Origin of the sequence: Bacillus sp. NMTD17 (assembly GCF_002998735.1) — a bacterium.
Classification (GTDB): Bacteria; Bacillota; Bacilli; order Bacillales; family Bacillaceae; genus Bacillus.
In genome coordinates this window covers 37,979-53,448 of the sequence record NZ_PVRH01000004.1, presented here as the reverse complement: position 1 = coordinate 53,448, position 15,470 = coordinate 37,979, and the positions used below count along the sequence as shown (strand labels likewise).

Here is a 15,470-nt window from a genome sequence, read left to right as displayed (position 1 = left end):
TATATAGAAAACAAAAAATATATACACATACCGGTAAGGGTATATTACAACAAGTAAAAAAATCCGTCAACCTCCAAAGGCTGAGGAATTTCTTACCGGCTTTTCACCAATAGCTCAACCGCCTCTTTCACAAGACCTTCCGTATCCTTGCCTTCTTCAAGACTTTCACGGACACATTGCTCAAGGTTTGTACTCACAATCACACCCATCGCCCGATCAATGGCATTGCGTGATGCAGACAGCTGCGTCACCACCTCGCGGCAATCCTTTCCCTGCTCCATCATCGCAAGAACCCCTTTAATCTGCCCTTCAATCCGGCGAAGACGGTTCTTCATCTGCTGATTATATTCCATGTACCAGCACTCCTTTCTATTCTTTCTATGAACAGATAGTATACCCTAAGAGGTATTTAGTCAAACGACTTGCCCTCCTTTTTATAGAGAAAAGATAGATCATATGTGAAAAGAATTGCACATTCCACCATTTATTGATAAAAAGAAGTTAATCAATGCACGAAATTAGTTGGCGAAAAGAGGACACACATATGACTTTACATCACTATATTGGTGCTAATAAAGAGCTGCCGCTTGGTACCTTTGGTCAAAAGCCTACCTATAAACCACTCTCTGAACTCAATATCAAAACGGTTGATAGAAAACGAAAAAAGCCCAAAACCTATCAAAAAGAAGAGCCCTTGATAGAAGTATACGAAACAGAAGAGGACTTTGCTGGCATTCACATTGCTTATGTAGATCCGGTCTATGAAGCCGTAAGAGACAAATTCACGCATCCTTTTGTTTATGATTTAGGCATCATTCATTCTCTCCGTCCTCTTTTCCTTTTCATTGAAACAGAGCTGTCCAAAGGAGAAACCATTGAAATCTACTCTTGTGTAGACGGCCTGGAAACGAAAGAAAAAGACGATCAATTAGATGTAGAAATTGACCTAAGCAAAAAACGATTTGGGAAACATATCGATTTTAAAGAGATCGATGAACTGATTGATATGTTTGAATTAGAACACTTACAATATGTGCTGGTGAAGAAGTAGAGGAGAATTGAAATGGAACATCAATGAGGCGTTGAAAAGTTTAGGCCTCAATTATCTCTGTGTAGATCATCGTAAACTTTTTCAAAAATCTCTATTGGCATTGAATACTTCGTTGTTTTATCATTACGGTAATTAACCACTATATCAATGTGATGTAGCTTTTTTTCAAATTCAATAATTGAATTCTCCCATCTATCTCGAACGGATATGACACAATTACCGTTTTTCTTTTCCTTTTTCTGATAAACATAGTCCATTTTATCTCTCCATTCTTATTATTTAGTATTAGATAGGTGAATTGACGTCACGTTGTAAATCAGTGATACCCAAGAAACATGAAGATAAAGAAACTAAATGTGGTGAGTAAGTTTAAAAACGTATAAAGATAATTTCTACTATAAATACTTAATATAATACCAACTGGACCTAATAGATAATTCAATAACCATAATCCGCTTCCATATCCAAATATCAAATTAGGGCTCCATAGTAGAACACCTATTACAAAGCATAGTAGTGATAACCGTCTCATTATTTTTTTAGACATTAGAACTCCTTCGAATATTAAAATTGTAGGGTGTTTATTCAGTTTCCAAATATAAAGAAAAACCTATATTTTAACAAAATGATACACTCAAATAATGACTTAGTCTCTACTCCTTAAGAAATTTAAGATGAAATTAAACTAATGATGTAAAAGCAGGTGACCCATGCCAAACAACCAAACACCCAACCCACTCATCAACGAAAAATCACCGTATCTCCTTCAGCACGCCCACAACCCAGTTCACTGGTACCCGTGGGGGCAAGAAGCCTTCGACAAAGCCAAGCGTGAAAATAAACCGATGCTTGTCAGCATCGGCTACGCCACTTGTCACTGGTGCCACGTCATGGCACACGAAAGCTTCGAAGATCAGCAAGTCGCTGACATCTTAAATGAGCATTTCATTTCAATCAAAGTCGATCGTGAGGAGCGTCCAGACATCGATTCTATGTATATGTCTGTTTGTCAGATGATGACGGGGCAAGGCGGCTGGCCGTTGAATGTATTTGTCACGCCTGATCAAAAGCCTTTTTATGCGGGGACTTATTTTCCAAAGAGAAGTGCTTACGGACGTCCTGGTTTCATTGAAGCACTGACGCAACTGCTGGATGCGTACCACAACGACCGCGATCATATTGAATCATTGGCAGAGAAGGCGACAAATAATCTGCGGATCAAAGCAGCCGGTCAGACAGAAAATACGCTTTCTCAAGAGGCAATCCATAAAGCCTATTACCAACTGATGAGCAGCTTTGATACGCTGCACGGCGGGTTCGGCTCAGCGCCGAAATTTCCTGCACCTCATATGCTTTCATTCCTGATACGCTATTACGAATGGACTGGGCAGGAGAATGCACTATATGCAGTCACGAAAACGTTAGACGGAATGGCAAATGGCGGTATATACGACCATATTGGTTCGGGCTTTTCTCGTTATTCAACAGACGAAAAATGGCTTGTGCCGCATTTTGAAAAAATGCTGTATGATAACGCCATGCTGATGGAGGCGTACACAGAAGCGTATCAGCTCACTCAACAACCCGAATATGAAAAGCTTGTCCAACGCCTGATCCAATTTATTAAACGAGATATGATGAATCACGATGGCTCCTTTTATTCAGCGATAGATGCAGATTCTGAAGGGAAAGAAGGGCAATATTACGTTTGGACAAAAGAGGAGATCATGACTCATTTAGTCGAGGATCTCGGGGCATTATTCTGCGCTGTTTATCACATTACAGAAGAGGGGAACTTTGAAGGGGCGAACATTCCTCATACCATTTCCACCTCTTTTGATGACATCAAAGCCTCCTTCTCGATTGATGACCACACGCTTCAGTCTAAGCTAAAAGAAGCCCGGCACATTTTACATTCTGTTAGACAGCAGCGTCCTGCACCGCTTGTCGATGACAAGGTGCTCACATCCTGGAATGCGCTGATGATCTCTGCTCTCGCCAAAGCTGGAAGGGTATTTGATGAAAAAGAGGCCATCCGTATGGCGAAACAGGCGATGTCCTTCCTAGAGACACACCTTGTCCAACACGATCGGCTGATGGTTCGCTACAGAGAAGGTGACGTGAAGCATCTAGGCTTTATTGAGGATTACGCTCACATGCTAAAAGCCTATATGTCTTTATACGAAGCAACCTTTGAACGAGAATGGCTGGAAAAAGCCACAACAGTAGCTGAGAACATGTTTGAGCTGTTTTGGGACAAGGAAAAAGGGGGCTTTTTCTTCTCAGGATCAGATGCAGAAGCACTTATCGTTCGAGAAAAAGAAGTGTATGACGGGGCCATGCCGTCTGGTAACAGTACCGCGCTCAAGCAGCTTCTCACGCTAAGCAGACTGACCGGACGTCAGGACTGGCTAGACACATTAGAGCAGATGTTCAAAGCCTTTTATGTCGATGTCTCTTCCTATCCAAGTGGGCACACAGCGTTTCTGCAAGGGCTCCTTGATCAATATGCAACAAAAAGAGAGATCATCATTCTTGGGAAAAATGGCGACCCTCAAAAAGAACGGCTTTTACAGGCGCTTCGGAAACGATTCATGCCTTTTGATATCATATTGACCGCCGAAACTGGACATGATCTAGCACAAATCGCACCTTTTGCAAAAGATTACAAAACAATCGACGACAGGACCACTGTTTATATTTGTGAAAACTACAGCTGCCGCCAGCCCATTACCAATATTGACGAGGCGATGGAACAATTATTCCACGATTGAGTTTGTCATGAGATGACTATGAGAAGACAAAATGAGGACAAACAGATAAAAAACATGTCAATCCGCTAACAAATTGTCTGTACGGTTTTATTTTTCCTAAAAAACGGTTAGAATGCGCACTAGATGTTCTCATACCGAAGGGAGAGAAAATGATGAAAAAGGTATCATACACACTCATCGCTTGTCTGTTATCTGTTGGGCTTGCAGCCTGCTCGTCAAACGATGCCAAACAAGATAAGCAAAACGATTCAGCCAAAAGCAAGGAAACAACACAGGCTGACCAAAAAGAACAGCAAAAGCAAATGGAAGAGATGCAAAAGAAATTAGACGCACAAAAAATCGATGATCAAAAGGTCGTGGCGACCGTCAACCAAGACAAAATCACAGGTAATGAATATAATAGCGCTTTATCGACCATTCAAGGACAGCTTCAGCAATCAGGGCAAGACCCAACATCTAAAGAAGGCGCAAAAGCAGTCAAGAAACAAACCATTGATGCGCTCGTAGGTCAAGAGCTCATCCTGCAAGATGCTGAGAAAAAGGGCATCAAAGCCTCTGACAAGCAGGTAGATAAACAGCTAAAAGAAGAAAAGAAACAATTCAAAGACAACGCTCAATTTGAAGAAGCTCTTAAGAAAAGCGGACTCACCATGGATCAGCTGAAAAGTGACATTGCCGACAGCATCAAATACAGCCAATATGTCGACAAAGAAATCAAATCAGCCTCCGTCTCTGAAAAGGACGTCAAAGCGTACTATGATCAATACGCTGATGAAATGAAAAAACAAAAGCAAAAAGCACCAGAATACAAAGAAGTTAAATCACAAATTAAAAAACAACTAGAATCCCAAGAAAAGCAGAAAGAAGTACAAAAAGAAATTGAAAAACTAAAGAAATCTGCGAAAATTAATGTATCTCTGTAACTGCTAAGAAAAATCCGCCATTGTGCGGATTTTTTTCGTTACTTGATGAACTTTTTTCCAAAATAATGACAAAAGCCTCATCATAAACGTCTCTTCCATCCGATATGATGGGAGTACAAAAGAAAGCGTTATCAATTCTTTTGTCTCTTAAAAAGTACAAGATCAAACGCCGATCTCGTACTTTTGCTTCAGTTAATCGGACAACGACAAGAGGAGGATCTTTATGTTCAAATGGTTTAAACCCGCTCCGCATATCGACAGGCTCGATGATGCCAAAACAGATGAGACCTATAAGCGGCTGCGGCTGCAAGTCTTTTTAGGCATCTTTATCGGGTATGCGGGCTACTATTTGCTGCGGAAAAATTTCGCTTTTGCTATTCCTTATCTACAGGAAGAAGGGTTCACGAAAAGTGAATTAGGCTTTGTACTCGCAGCTGTCTCTATCGCTTATGGCTTTAGTAAATTCATCATGGGGATGATCTCAGACCGCTGTAACCCAAGATACTTTTTAGCCACCGGACTCTTTCTATCAGCCCTTATCAATATCCTATTTGTCTCATTTCCATGGGTGACATCAAGTGTATGGATCATGTTCTTATTCATGTTTTTAAACGGCTGGTTCCAAGGAATGGGGTGGCCGCCATGCGGACGGACGATGGCGCATTGGTTTTCGATTAGTGAACGTGGAACGAAAATGTCCATTTGGAACGTCGCTCACAATATCGGCGGGGGGATTCTTGCACCGCTCATCACCTTAGGGATCGTGCTGTTTGCGACGTGGAAAAGTATCTTTTTCTTCCCTGCCATCATTGCCATTATCGTCTCCTTCGTGATCATTCTTCTCGTCCGGGATACCCCGCAATCCACTGGTCTTCCGCCAATCGAGGAATATCGCAATGACTATCCGGCACAGCAGTATGAAGATCAAGAAAAAGAATTAACAGTGAAAGAGATTTTATTTAAGTATGTACTCAACAATAAATTCCTTTGGTATATCGCCATTGCCAATGTCTTTGTGTACTTCGTCCGTTACGGTGTCGTTGACTGGGCGCCGACCTACTTAACAGAAGCAAAGGGCTTTTCACCAGAGCATTCACGCTGGTCTTATTTTCTTTATGAATATGCAGGCATTCCGGGGACATTGTTGTGCGGCTGGATCAGCGACCGATTCTTTAGAAGCCGCCGTGCACCAGCGGGCGTCCTCTTTATGGCTGGGGTATTAATTGCGGTGCTCGTTTACTGGTTAAACCCTGCTGGCAATCCAATGGTCGATAACATCGCCCTTATCAGCATCGGCTTTTTGATTTACGGACCTGTCATGCTCATTGGACTTCAAGCCATTGACCTTGCTCCTAAAAAAGCGGCTGGCACTGCGGCCGGACTCACTGGCTTCTTTGGCTATATTGGCGGCTCTGCCTTTGCCAATGCAATGATGGGCGTCGTCGTGGATCATTACGACTGGACAGGAGGCTTCATTTTACTGGTTGGTTCTTGTGTGCTTGCGATTGTCTTCCTGGCGATGACATGGAATACAGGGAAGCGCGTAGAGCAGGCTTCATAAAAATCACATAAAAGATTCATATCCGCCCAACATGCCCTTTACATCTATTTCTTATGATGAAGGCAGTTACCGTAAAAGGAGGATAAAATATGAAGAAAAGTAGATTACTTGCTTTCGTGTTGCTCTCTTTTGCTTTACTGTCTTTTGCGTGGGTGCCGACCACCATATCGGCACATGAACATCTTTTATCTCCAGATCGTATTTTAACCGTTGCACACCGCGGAGCATCAGGGTATGCACCAGAGCATACCCTGGCTTCCTACAAACTCGCCACAAAGATGAATGCGGATTACCTCGAACTCGACCTTCAAATGACAAAGGATGGACACCTCATCGTCATGCACGATGAAACCGTTGACCGGACCACAAACGGAACAGGCTGGGTCAAAGACCTCACACTTGCCGAAATCAAACAGCTTGATGCCGGTACATGGTTTAACGAAGTCAATCCCGACAGACAAAATGCCAACTATATCGGACAGCGAGTCCTCACATTAGATGAAGTGCTGCGATATTTCGGTAAACGAGAAAATTATTATATTGAAACAAAAAAACCAGACATCTATCCGCAAATGGAAGAAAAACTATTGGCGACCCTAAAAAAACATCATCTTCTCGGGAAACACACAAGAAAAGGGCAGGTCATTATCCAATCCTTTAGTCAAGACAGCCTGCTAAAACTACAGAAATTAGATCCACGCCTTCCCAAAGTACAGCTATTAGACAGAACCCAAATGACGTCCATCACAGACGATCAGCTCGACTTCATCAAAACTTATGCAGTGGGTGTCGGGCCAAACTTTAGAGCATTGACACCTGAAAACGTACAGCAGGTCAGAAGCCACGGACTCCTCCTCCACCCATATACGGTAAACAACGAAGCAGACATGACCCGTTTACTGCAATACGGCGTCACCGGTCTTTTCACCAACTTTCCAGATGTCTTTAACCGTGTGAAAGCTTCACTCTAAACAAAAAAAGCCTTGCGGTCCATCCCGCAAGGCCTTTGATTATTTTACCGTTTGATCAGAAGAAGCTGTTTCGATCGGTTTCCGTTTCCCGATCCCAAAGACATAGAAGCTAAGCGCTACTACAATCAAGAACCCAATGGCCACGATTAGAGAAATACGCGTATCCTGATTAATGAGCATAAATACAAGCACCATCAGTAAGAAACCGATTGTAAGATAATTAGAAAACGGCGCTAGCGGCATCTTGAATGGATGTTGATCAAGCGCAGATCCCTTCGCCTTTCTAAAGCCGATATGACTAATCAAAATCACAAACCAAGGCACCATACCAGGAAGTACACTCGCACTATACACATAGACGAAAATGTTTGGTGGCGCAACATAATTGAGGACAACTCCTATCGCTAAGCCAATCAGCACAGCAAATGTCCCAAAATACGGCACGCCATTCTTCGAAATTTTGGTGAAGAAAGCAGGCGCCTGTCCATTCACACCTAATGTATAAAGCATACGTCCCGCACTGAAAATCCCACTATTACAGCCTGACATCGCTGCTGTAATGACGACAAAGTTAATAATACCAGCAGCTGCTGTAATCCCAATTTTCGCAAACGTCGCCACAAATGGACTGCCAAGGGTATTCAGCTGATCCCAAGGATACACTGTCACAATGACAAAGATCGCACCGATATAGAAAATCAAAATACGCCAGATGATACTTTTGATGGCATTGGTCAGCGTCTTTTCTGGATTTTGCGCTTCACCTGCTGTAATCCCAATCAGCTCTACACCCTGATAGGCAGCAATGACGAGTGACAACGCAAACAAGAATCCGCTAAATCCACCTGTAAAGAACCCGCCGTGCGCCCACAGATTAGACAAGCCAATAGGCGTCCCGCCATTTCCAAATCCAAAGAAAATAATGCCTAGACCTGCAATGATCATTAAAATAATCGTCACAATCTTGATCATTGCAAACCAAAATTCGAACTCACCGAACGATTTAACGGAAATCAAATTCGCCGCTCCCAAAATAATCATCGCAATTAAACCTGGAATCCACGCTGGCAGGTCTGGGAACCAATATTTCATATAAGCGCCTACTGCAATAATTTCCGACATCCCGACAATGACCCACTGGAACCAGTTACTCCAAGCTGTCATATAACCCGCAAGCGGATGAATATATTGATGACCAAATGTAGCAAATGAACCTGTACTCGGTTCAACGTATAACATTTCTCCCATCGCACGCATAATAAAAAAGATAAAGATACCACATACTGCGTACGCGAGAAGAACCGATGGACCTGTCCATTGAATGGCCTTAGCTGACCCCATAAATAAGCCAACACCAATCGTGCCGCCGAGTGCGATCATTTGAATATGGCGGGCACTTAACCCTCTCTTTAATTCCTTTTGAGCCACTTTTCTTCCCCCTCATCAACAAACAACATAAAAAATAAAAATCAGAATGTTCATTCTGATTGAGAAACATCAATCTTTCGATGTATATTATCATAATAAATCTACCCTTAAAAAACAATTGTTTTTTTGAGGAAAACACTATTATCAAAATATTCCGACGATAAAAGAGATTCAAATTGTTTTATATTGATATATTGAATCAACGAGTGAAAGTCACTTCAATGCTTATGACTTATTAGAAACTGACCGCCTCTTATATCAATCTCTAAGGATCGTAGTCCATTTTTATGCACCATTTTGCCCTTCTCTAGATGACAAGAAAAGTCATTCCGAAAAGCACCGGATCTTTTCTTTACATAACAAGTAAACCCATCATTTTCCGGTATCTCCACTTTGACATATGCTCCTGTTGAAGTAGATTTAAGTGAATCTAGCATCTTAGTAGAATGAATCTGCATCCTTCTACCTGTTACATGCAGATCAACGTCCGAAAAAGCACCCGTCAACTCAACTTTTGACGATGTGGCGTGCAGTAATAATCTCTGCGCGACCAGCTGCCGACTAGAAATAAGTCCACCTACTGTCTCTAAATGGAGATGTTTGATTTCACCTGATAGCATCGTCTTTCCAGAAGTTAAATGACAAGAGACATTTTCCACCTTCAGCCTCTCTGCCTGAAGATTTGTTCCTTTACAACGAAGAGATATGGACTGTAATTCTTGTTTAGGAAGATAAATAGCTACATCGGTTTTATAAAGGTGAAGCCCTAAGCTGAGTATTTTTTTTCGTCTATCTTGAATGACCAGCCGTCCATCTCTTACCTGATGATGCAGCAAATAACGTTGGGGAAAAGCTTGATTGGTCGTTTGACGAATGAATAGATAAGGATGATCATGATGATGAATACGCACCTCTCCCAATAGCCAATCCAGCGATAATTCTACGACCGATTCTTCAATTCGAACCGTATGCTCCACAATGTCCCCCTCCTTTTTTCAACGCGGCTCATCTCTCTTGAAGCCGGATGATACTGCCCCATAATTCCAAGATCACAATGAGAACGGCTGCGATCATGACTCCTGACAGAATGAAATTCATTTGATCATTTCCATAAAAAGCAATTAATAGGTTTCCTAAAACAGCACATAGAACAATCGCAGTCAGAATGGTCATGGAGGTAGATTTCTTCATTAACCCCACTCTCATCGCAATCATGCCAATACCGTTGATACAACAAGTAAACACCAGGTACGTTTTGATCACAGTGAACATCACATCAGCTGTCAGCGCATCCTGAACAAGGGGGAAGAACGTTTCAGTGACACTAAACACAACAAATGAGGGAATGATGCTACACAGCATTGCAATCGTAGAAAAGCACAGCATCCAGACCATTCTCGAAAGGAGTGATGCTTTCAGACTTGATGAATGAGGTTCATGCTCTTTCAATGCAGTCACCATCACTCGACAATACATCAAGGCTGTGACGATCGAAAAAAAGATCATCCATACTATACTGGTCAACAAATAGATATTCGGATATTGCTGAAAACCTATTTCCTGTTCAACCTGTGCAACAAACGCGACAAAATAAATAAACACCAGCAGTACAATGCTTGCAATCATACTAGATTGAATATAATGTTTCATATGGCTTTTTCTTAGCTCAAGTTTTATGAAGTGAAGCATAAGGCATCCTCCTATGAAATGAATTTTTCTTTTTGTCTCTTATCTGACCATTTAGGTTCCAGGCTGATCATATCCACCAATTCCAGCATAATGCGCTGTGACCTTTTGAATAAATAGATCACTCACTACATCCACTCCAAGCCCTTTCATCATCTGTTGTAAAAACAGCAAACGCTGACTAGTTTCCTGCTCATCACGGGCAAATAGTGTTGGATTCAGCCATATATTCACGAGAAGCATAAACACTTCTGCCACTTCACCAGGAAAAGCAGTTTTCATCGAACCATCATCAATTCCTTCTAGAATGAGCCTTTTAATTTTAAGCGCATCCTGATTTACTCCTGCCTTCATCCCTTCCACCACAAACTGCGGGTTTTTGATCTGATCAACTAAGATTCCATCAATTGAGTGAGACTGTGGATCTGCCACAAGCTTCTCTAAAATAAGCTGCAGCTTCTCTTTTGCATGAACTGCCTCTGTATGCTCAATCAGATCTTCAAGCTTCTCTGTCGCATGACGAAATTGCCGATCCATCACGGCACGTAATATTTCTTCCTTCGATTTGAAATGATGATAAATAGCACCCTTAGACATGTTCAATTCATGGATGATATCCTGCAAACTCGTCTTTTCAAATCCTTTTTCCTGAAACAGCTTCGTCGACACATCTAAAATTTGCTTGATTGTCTTTTCTGGATACTTATTTCTGGCCAAATGAAACGCCTCCTCTTACATACCGACCGTTGGTATGTATTTTAATCTACTTCATGATAAACTGTCAATATAGGTTCTTTATATAAAATAAATAAAAAAGACCGCTCACACGGTCTCCTCAAGCTCAAACTGTAAATTCACTGGAACATCTGGCAATGCAGAATCCTCCACCATATTGGTTGTAGGTGTCTTCTCATTCACTTCCTCAAATCGAAACCCATCTGCCCATACCGTTCCCTTGCCGCTGAGCAAGACACCAAAATGAATGGATTCACTGTGAGAAGGGATATCTAAAACAATCGCATATTGAAATGAAAATGAGAATATCCCACTATTTCAGGCACCTGCCTTAATACAGCTCATCCATCAAATGCGACTCAAAATAGGAAATCGTCTCTTACGTGACAGACTATACATCATCTCGCTCACCTCTACTTGATCATAATTGCGGTCATGATCTACTTTGAATAGATTCAGCTATTTTTCCTAGAACGCTTTCCTTTGATAAATAGCAGTAGAAAGCCCCCAAGACAGCAGGTAGATAAGCATAATCAGCACAGCTGACCCAGTATATAAAATAGGTATCGATAAATTCATGATAAAATCAGTGATTGCACTGAATTGCTTTGCTAAATAGGCAACAACAGGCGGTCCCATAGCAGATAATAGGATAAAGCCAATGATCACTGCGGTTGTGATATAGCCAGGTTTTAAGATATAAAACAATGGAAACGTACACGCCGCAAACAATAAAAACAGCCCGCTGCCAATCGCAATATCCGTCAGCGAAAACAGCTTCCCAAAAACAAATAAAGCAGCACTTGTCAGCCCGATTGCGATAATCATATAGAAAACGGCACCAAGATAACGTGATGCGATAATTTCTTTACGTGTATAAGGCAAAGAGTTTAATAGAATATTCGTTTCTGCCTTCTCGTCGTACGCATATGTGTTAAAAGGAATGAAGAAACTAGCGACTAGAAACGTCAATGCCGGATGCGCATCCATGAGAATAAAAAATAAGATAAACGGAAGAAAAATAATCAGCTGCTTTTTCTGCAAAATCACATCACGCTTCATTAAATGAAACATGCGCCACCCCGCCTTTCAAATAAAACATGATATCCTCAAGCGACGCCGGTTCGATCACAACAGCGTCTCCAAAAATATGATTCACTTCACCGATCCGATCTGTTAATGCTTCAAACCCTGCTGCTGTACGCTGAATATGGACAAAAGCCTTTTCTGTGTCTCGATCCAACAAATCCAGGCTTCCCTTCACCAGCGCATAATTCTCCGCTACATCATGAACCGACTGTTGAAAGACCAATTGTCCATTTTGTATAAACGCAATATAATCCGCAATCCGGTCTAAATCTGTTGTCATATGTGTTGAGAAAAATATGGTCCGGTTCTCATCAATCATTAACTCTTGTAACGTTCCTAACAGCTCTCTTCTAAAAACTGGGTCTAAACCGGCTGTTGGCTCATCCATGATAATCAGCTCTGCATGATGTGATAGCGCAATCGCAAGTGACGCCTTCATCTGCATCCCTTTTGAGAATGTTTTGATTGCTTTATGCAGGGGCAGGCCAAACTGTTCAATATATTGATGGAAAAGACGGTCATCCCAGCGTTTATAAGCAGGTGCCACAATCCGTTTAATGTCTTTTAAATTCAAACCTGGGAAAAAAACGTTAGCATCGTAAACAAAGCCGATTCGTTCCTTAATCTCTTTTTCATGGGTGTGATAATCTAATCCGAAAATCTTGACCTCACCTGAATCTGGTTTTAACAAATTCATGATCATTTTAATGGTGGTCGACTTACCGGCTCCATTTTCCCCAATAAACCCTGTAACAAAGCCTTTTTTGACCTGTAAATCAAGATTCTGAACAGAAAAGTCCTTGAATCGTTTTGATACTCCTTTGAATTCAATCACATGCTCCACTCATCTCACTCCTTATACAAGAACTTTAATAACTGCTGCAATTCATCAAAAGATAAGCCTAATTCCTTGCCGTTTGTGACAACCGCTCCAAGCTGATCTTCAATCACCTTCAATTTTTTCTCTCTCATGACCTCTAGGTTTTGTTCCGCAACAAATGATCCCTTGCCTACAATCGAATAAATAAATCCTGCCTTCTCTAACTCTTCATATGCTCGCTTTGTTGTGATGACGCTAATTTGCAAATCCTTCGCCAGCTTTCGAATAGACGGCAGTGCCGAGCCTTCCGCCAGCTCCCCCGTTAAAATCATCGATTTGATTTGATTCGTAATTTGCTCATAAATGGGCTCCTTAGAGTGGTTTGAAATCGTAATCTGCATATAAAAACCTCTTTTTTCTGTACTGGTGTTTGGAACAAAATAATGTATATACACTATATATACATTATATACACTTTGGAAGAATAATCAACCACTTTTTGATTGCAACTCAATTAAAAAAACCGCACAGCTCTTCAGCTATGCGGCCTTCCCCAACAAAATTTATCTCCAATACACCCATTTTCCCATCATCCACTCCACCGGACCTCTTCTCCATTTTTTCAAATAGAGATGGCTGATGAACAGCTGCGCTGTATACAGTCCGACAGCGAGCAGCAGTCCCAACATTGACCCCAATTGTCCAAATAGACCAAGTCCATAAGAATAGAAAATCGTTGTACAAATGATCGACTGCGCCAAATAGTTTGATAGAGACAAACGGCCAAGTCCTGCAAGCAGACGTTTGAGGCCTTGGGCTGCCTTCGAATAGTAGAAAACAATAAAGGCTTGAATATACCCGATCGTCAGAACATAGGCACCTAACGTCATCACCATTTCACTCCAAGGGGCATCAATGAACGTCGCACATTTTAAGGCGAGCCCGATGATAATCATCCCAACCCAGCCTTTACGATAAGCCATGCCTCGATCTTCTTCTGTCAAATGACCTTTTTTCCCAATGGCCATGCCAAGCAGTGCAAATGGCCCCACCATGATCGTACCGAATAGAAAACCTAGGATTGGCATCAGCGTAATGGTCACGATCGCCATAATAATGGTCACAATCATCATATCGTCTTCAATCGTAATCCGGCTCAACATAATATCACCGTATGCACCCTTCGCATACACATCAGTTAACAAATCATCATTTCCATAAACAAAGGTCATCAGATATGGCAAAACCACCAATGACAAGGCACCTAACACACCTGACCAAATCAGCATCGTTTTGATCCGGCTGCTTAAAAACATCAGCAAGAAAAACATACATGCACCGTAATACATGAGAATGTCACCATTCCAAATAAATATGTAATGCAGCATCCCAAGCACAATAAGACCAAAGCCGCGGCGAACGACAATAGCATTCGTATTCAGCCCCTTGGCCTTAGTGGATTCAATCAGCTTGATAAAAGAATACCCAAACAAAAAGGAGAAAATCGGATAAAACGACCCCTGGAACAAAATTTCCGTCACATATACCCCGAATTCCTGTCCCCATATGCTCGAATCAAACATTTTCTCAAAATCATAATCATATTGAAAATTAAGCATATTCACTATCAAAATACCTAATAAACTAAAACCACGTAAACTATCAATAAATTCAACCCTAGATCCCTTCAACACGACAGCTCCTTCGGAAAATATAAATACAACCATACAATATAATAACCCATATATGTAAAAAAAGGTTATAAAATCCCCAAAAGTTATAAACTATCTAAAATTGTACTTAACAAGAAGACAAGTAAGATTAGTGAAATAATCATACTCTTAAAAGTAAAACTTAATTTATACATCATTTAACTAATATAATTATCTTTATATATACTTTATTCGCCCTACTACAAAACAAAGACTTATTTACTATACGAAAATGAAACCCAATAAAAAACCCGAAAAATATAGTTCATAATCTTCAATTTAATGTAAAATATGAAAAAATTGTTGTATTTAGGATTATTTTGATTTAATATTTAATACATAAATTAACAGGGGGTGAAAAAAATGGTAGCTTTCTTGAGGCTTGTTGCTCAACTTGGTACTAAAGCCGCTAAATGGGCTTGGGACAACAAATCAACTGTTATCAACTGGATCAAAAATGGTGCAACGTTCCAATGGATCAGTGATAAAATTGACAGCATCATCAACGGCTAATTCTGAGATATCTTTTAAAGTAGTTTGGTGGAGGTGAAATAATGGTAGGTTTCTTACGACTTGTGGCTAAACTTACAGGTGAAAAAGCTTTTTGGGCTTGGGCTAATAAAGAAAAGGTTATTGAATGGATGCAACATGGCTTTTCTTTCAAATGGATTGAAAGACAAATTATCAAAGCTTTAGCAGGCAAATAAAATTGAGCAATTA

17 protein-coding genes and 2 pseudogenes are annotated in these 15,470 nt (G+C 41.0%); 8 read left to right on the top strand and 11 right to left on the bottom strand.

Going from position 1 to position 15,470, the window contains the following annotated elements:
• Positions 1-92 precede the first annotated feature (92 nt).
• Positions 93-353 (bottom strand): metal-sensitive transcriptional regulator, encoded by a 261-nt coding sequence (locus tag C6347_RS12725; RefSeq protein ID WP_099726207.1) that lies wholly within the window; start codon positions 351-353, stop codon positions 93-95.
• A gap of 191 nt (positions 354-544) precedes the next feature.
• Here C6347_RS12725 and C6347_RS12720 point away from each other — a divergent pair, with 191 nt between their 5' ends.
• Complete coding sequence (locus C6347_RS12720; RefSeq protein WP_106031882.1) at positions 545-1,051, top strand: hypothetical protein; 507 nt, start codon at positions 545-547, stop codon at positions 1,049-1,051.
• Between the two features lie 47 nt (positions 1,052-1,098).
• On the opposite strand, the gene C6347_RS19485 is transcribed toward C6347_RS12720, so the two are convergent.
• Entirely contained in the window at positions 1,099-1,308 is a 210-nt protein-coding gene (locus C6347_RS19485) for a hypothetical protein (RefSeq protein ID WP_106031881.1), read from the bottom strand.
• A gap of 453 nt (positions 1,309-1,761) precedes the next feature.
• Here C6347_RS19485 and C6347_RS19480 point away from each other — a divergent pair.
• The 5 genes and pseudogenes from C6347_RS19480 to C6347_RS12685 all read left to right on the top strand — a co-directional run.
• Positions 1,762-2,253 (top strand): annotated as a pseudogene (locus tag C6347_RS19480) (thioredoxin domain-containing protein); the annotation flags it as partial.
• A gap of 84 nt (positions 2,254-2,337) precedes the next feature.
• Positions 2,338-3,825 (top strand): thioredoxin domain-containing protein, encoded by a 1,488-nt coding sequence (locus C6347_RS19560; RefSeq protein ID WP_308729468.1) that lies wholly within the window; start codon positions 2,338-2,340, stop codon positions 3,823-3,825.
• A gap of 152 nt (positions 3,826-3,977) precedes the next feature.
• The gene (locus C6347_RS12700) at positions 3,978-4,748 is read left to right on the top strand and encodes a SurA N-terminal domain-containing protein (protein ID WP_106038474.1); all 771 of its coding nucleotides are present in this window, start codon (positions 3,978-3,980) and stop codon (positions 4,746-4,748) included.
• A gap of 223 nt (positions 4,749-4,971) precedes the next feature.
• Entirely contained in the window at positions 4,972-6,309 is a 1,338-nt protein-coding gene (gene glpT / locus C6347_RS12690; protein ID WP_106071713.1) for a glycerol-3-phosphate transporter, read from the top strand.
• Positions 6,310-6,398: 89 nt separating this feature from the next.
• A complete protein-coding gene (locus C6347_RS12685; RefSeq protein ID WP_106071712.1) occupies positions 6,399-7,280 on the top strand; it encodes a glycerophosphodiester phosphodiesterase in 882 nt (293 codons plus the stop codon).
• A gap of 39 nt (positions 7,281-7,319) precedes the next feature.
• Here the strand turns inward: C6347_RS12685 and C6347_RS12680 are convergent, their stop codons facing one another.
• The 9 genes and pseudogenes from C6347_RS12680 to C6347_RS12640 form a co-directional block, all read right to left on the bottom strand.
• Positions 7,320-8,708, bottom strand: a complete 1,389-nt coding sequence (locus C6347_RS12680; RefSeq protein ID WP_106071711.1) for an amino acid permease — start codon at positions 8,706-8,708, stop codon at positions 7,320-7,322.
• A gap of 218 nt (positions 8,709-8,926) precedes the next feature.
• Positions 8,927-9,685, bottom strand: a complete 759-nt coding sequence (locus tag C6347_RS12675) for a DUF4097 family beta strand repeat-containing protein (protein WP_106071710.1) — start codon at positions 9,683-9,685, stop codon at positions 8,927-8,929.
• 28 nt (positions 9,686-9,713) lie between these two features.
• The gene (locus tag C6347_RS12670; RefSeq protein ID WP_066031406.1) at positions 9,714-10,397 is read right to left on the bottom strand and encodes a bacitracin ABC transporter permease; all 684 of its coding nucleotides are present in this window, start codon (positions 10,395-10,397) and stop codon (positions 9,714-9,716) included.
• A gap of 51 nt (positions 10,398-10,448) precedes the next feature.
• On the bottom strand, positions 10,449-11,081 hold the full coding sequence (locus tag C6347_RS12665) for a TetR/AcrR family transcriptional regulator (RefSeq protein WP_106037150.1): 633 nt from the start codon (positions 11,079-11,081) through the stop codon (positions 10,449-10,451).
• Positions 11,082-11,216: 135 nt separating this feature from the next.
• Positions 11,217-11,420: pseudogene (locus C6347_RS12660) on the bottom strand (AraC family transcriptional regulator); the annotation flags it as partial.
• Positions 11,421-11,597: 177 nt separating this feature from the next.
• On the bottom strand, positions 11,598-12,203 hold the full coding sequence (locus C6347_RS12655; protein WP_106071709.1) for an ABC-2 transporter permease: 606 nt from the start codon (positions 12,201-12,203) through the stop codon (positions 11,598-11,600).
• Positions 12,181-13,062, bottom strand: a complete 882-nt coding sequence (locus C6347_RS12650) for an ABC transporter ATP-binding protein (RefSeq protein WP_066031409.1) — start codon at positions 13,060-13,062, stop codon at positions 12,181-12,183. Before C6347_RS12650 ends, C6347_RS12655 begins: the two co-directional genes overlap by 23 nt.
• Positions 13,063-13,067: 5 nt before the next feature.
• Positions 13,068-13,439 carry a GntR family transcriptional regulator gene (locus tag C6347_RS12645; protein WP_034664402.1) on the bottom strand — a complete coding sequence of 124 codons (372 nt, stop codon included), beginning with the start codon at positions 13,437-13,439 and terminating at the stop codon, positions 13,068-13,070.
• Positions 13,440-13,601: 162 nt separating this feature from the next.
• Positions 13,602-14,729: a DUF418 domain-containing protein gene (locus C6347_RS12640; RefSeq protein WP_106071708.1), complete on the bottom strand. Its 1,128-nt coding sequence runs from the start codon at positions 14,727-14,729 to the stop codon at positions 13,602-13,604.
• A gap of 384 nt (positions 14,730-15,113) precedes the next feature.
• Here C6347_RS12640 and C6347_RS12635 point away from each other — a divergent pair, with 384 nt between their 5' ends.
• Positions 15,114-15,263, top strand: a complete 150-nt coding sequence (locus C6347_RS12635; RefSeq protein ID WP_035390638.1) for an aureocin A53 family class IId bacteriocin — start codon at positions 15,114-15,116, stop codon at positions 15,261-15,263.
• Positions 15,264-15,304: 41 nt separating this feature from the next.
• A complete protein-coding gene (locus C6347_RS12630; protein ID WP_106071707.1) occupies positions 15,305-15,457 on the top strand; it encodes an aureocin A53 family class IId bacteriocin in 153 nt (50 codons plus the stop codon).
• Positions 15,458-15,470: the final 13 nt, after the last annotated feature.

Excerpts from the sequence above, each read along its gene's own strand:
- glpT (WP_106071713.1), top strand. The coding sequence starts at position 4,972 with ATGTTCAAATGGTTTAAACCCGCTCCGCATATCGACAGGCTCGATGAT.
- C6347_RS12635 (WP_035390638.1), top strand. The coding sequence starts at position 15,114 with ATGGTAGCTTTCTTGAGGCTTGTTGCTCAACTTGGTACTAAAGCCGCT.
- C6347_RS12670 (WP_066031406.1), bottom strand. The coding sequence starts at position 10,397 with ATGCTTCACTTCATAAAACTTGAGCTAAGAAAAAGCCATATGAAACAT.
- C6347_RS19560 (WP_308729468.1), top strand. The coding sequence starts at position 2,338 with ATGAGCAGCTTTGATACGCTGCACGGCGGGTTCGGCTCAGCGCCGAAA.
- C6347_RS12685 (WP_106071712.1), top strand. The coding sequence starts at position 6,399 with ATGAAGAAAAGTAGATTACTTGCTTTCGTGTTGCTCTCTTTTGCTTTA.
- C6347_RS12700 (WP_106038474.1), top strand. The coding sequence starts at position 3,978 with ATGAAAAAGGTATCATACACACTCATCGCTTGTCTGTTATCTGTTGGG.
- C6347_RS12655 (WP_106071709.1), bottom strand. The coding sequence starts at position 12,203 with ATGTTTCATTTAATGAAGCGTGATGTGATTTTGCAGAAAAAGCAGCTG.
- C6347_RS19485 (WP_106031881.1), bottom strand. The coding sequence starts at position 1,308 with ATGGACTATGTTTATCAGAAAAAGGAAAAGAAAAACGGTAATTGTGTC.
- C6347_RS12645 (WP_034664402.1), bottom strand. The coding sequence starts at position 13,439 with ATGCAGATTACGATTTCAAACCACTCTAAGGAGCCCATTTATGAGCAA.
- C6347_RS12725 (WP_099726207.1), bottom strand. The coding sequence starts at position 353 with ATGGAATATAATCAGCAGATGAAGAACCGTCTTCGCCGGATTGAAGGG.
- C6347_RS12630 (WP_106071707.1), top strand. The coding sequence starts at position 15,305 with ATGGTAGGTTTCTTACGACTTGTGGCTAAACTTACAGGTGAAAAAGCT.
- C6347_RS12720 (WP_106031882.1), top strand. The coding sequence starts at position 545 with ATGACTTTACATCACTATATTGGTGCTAATAAAGAGCTGCCGCTTGGT.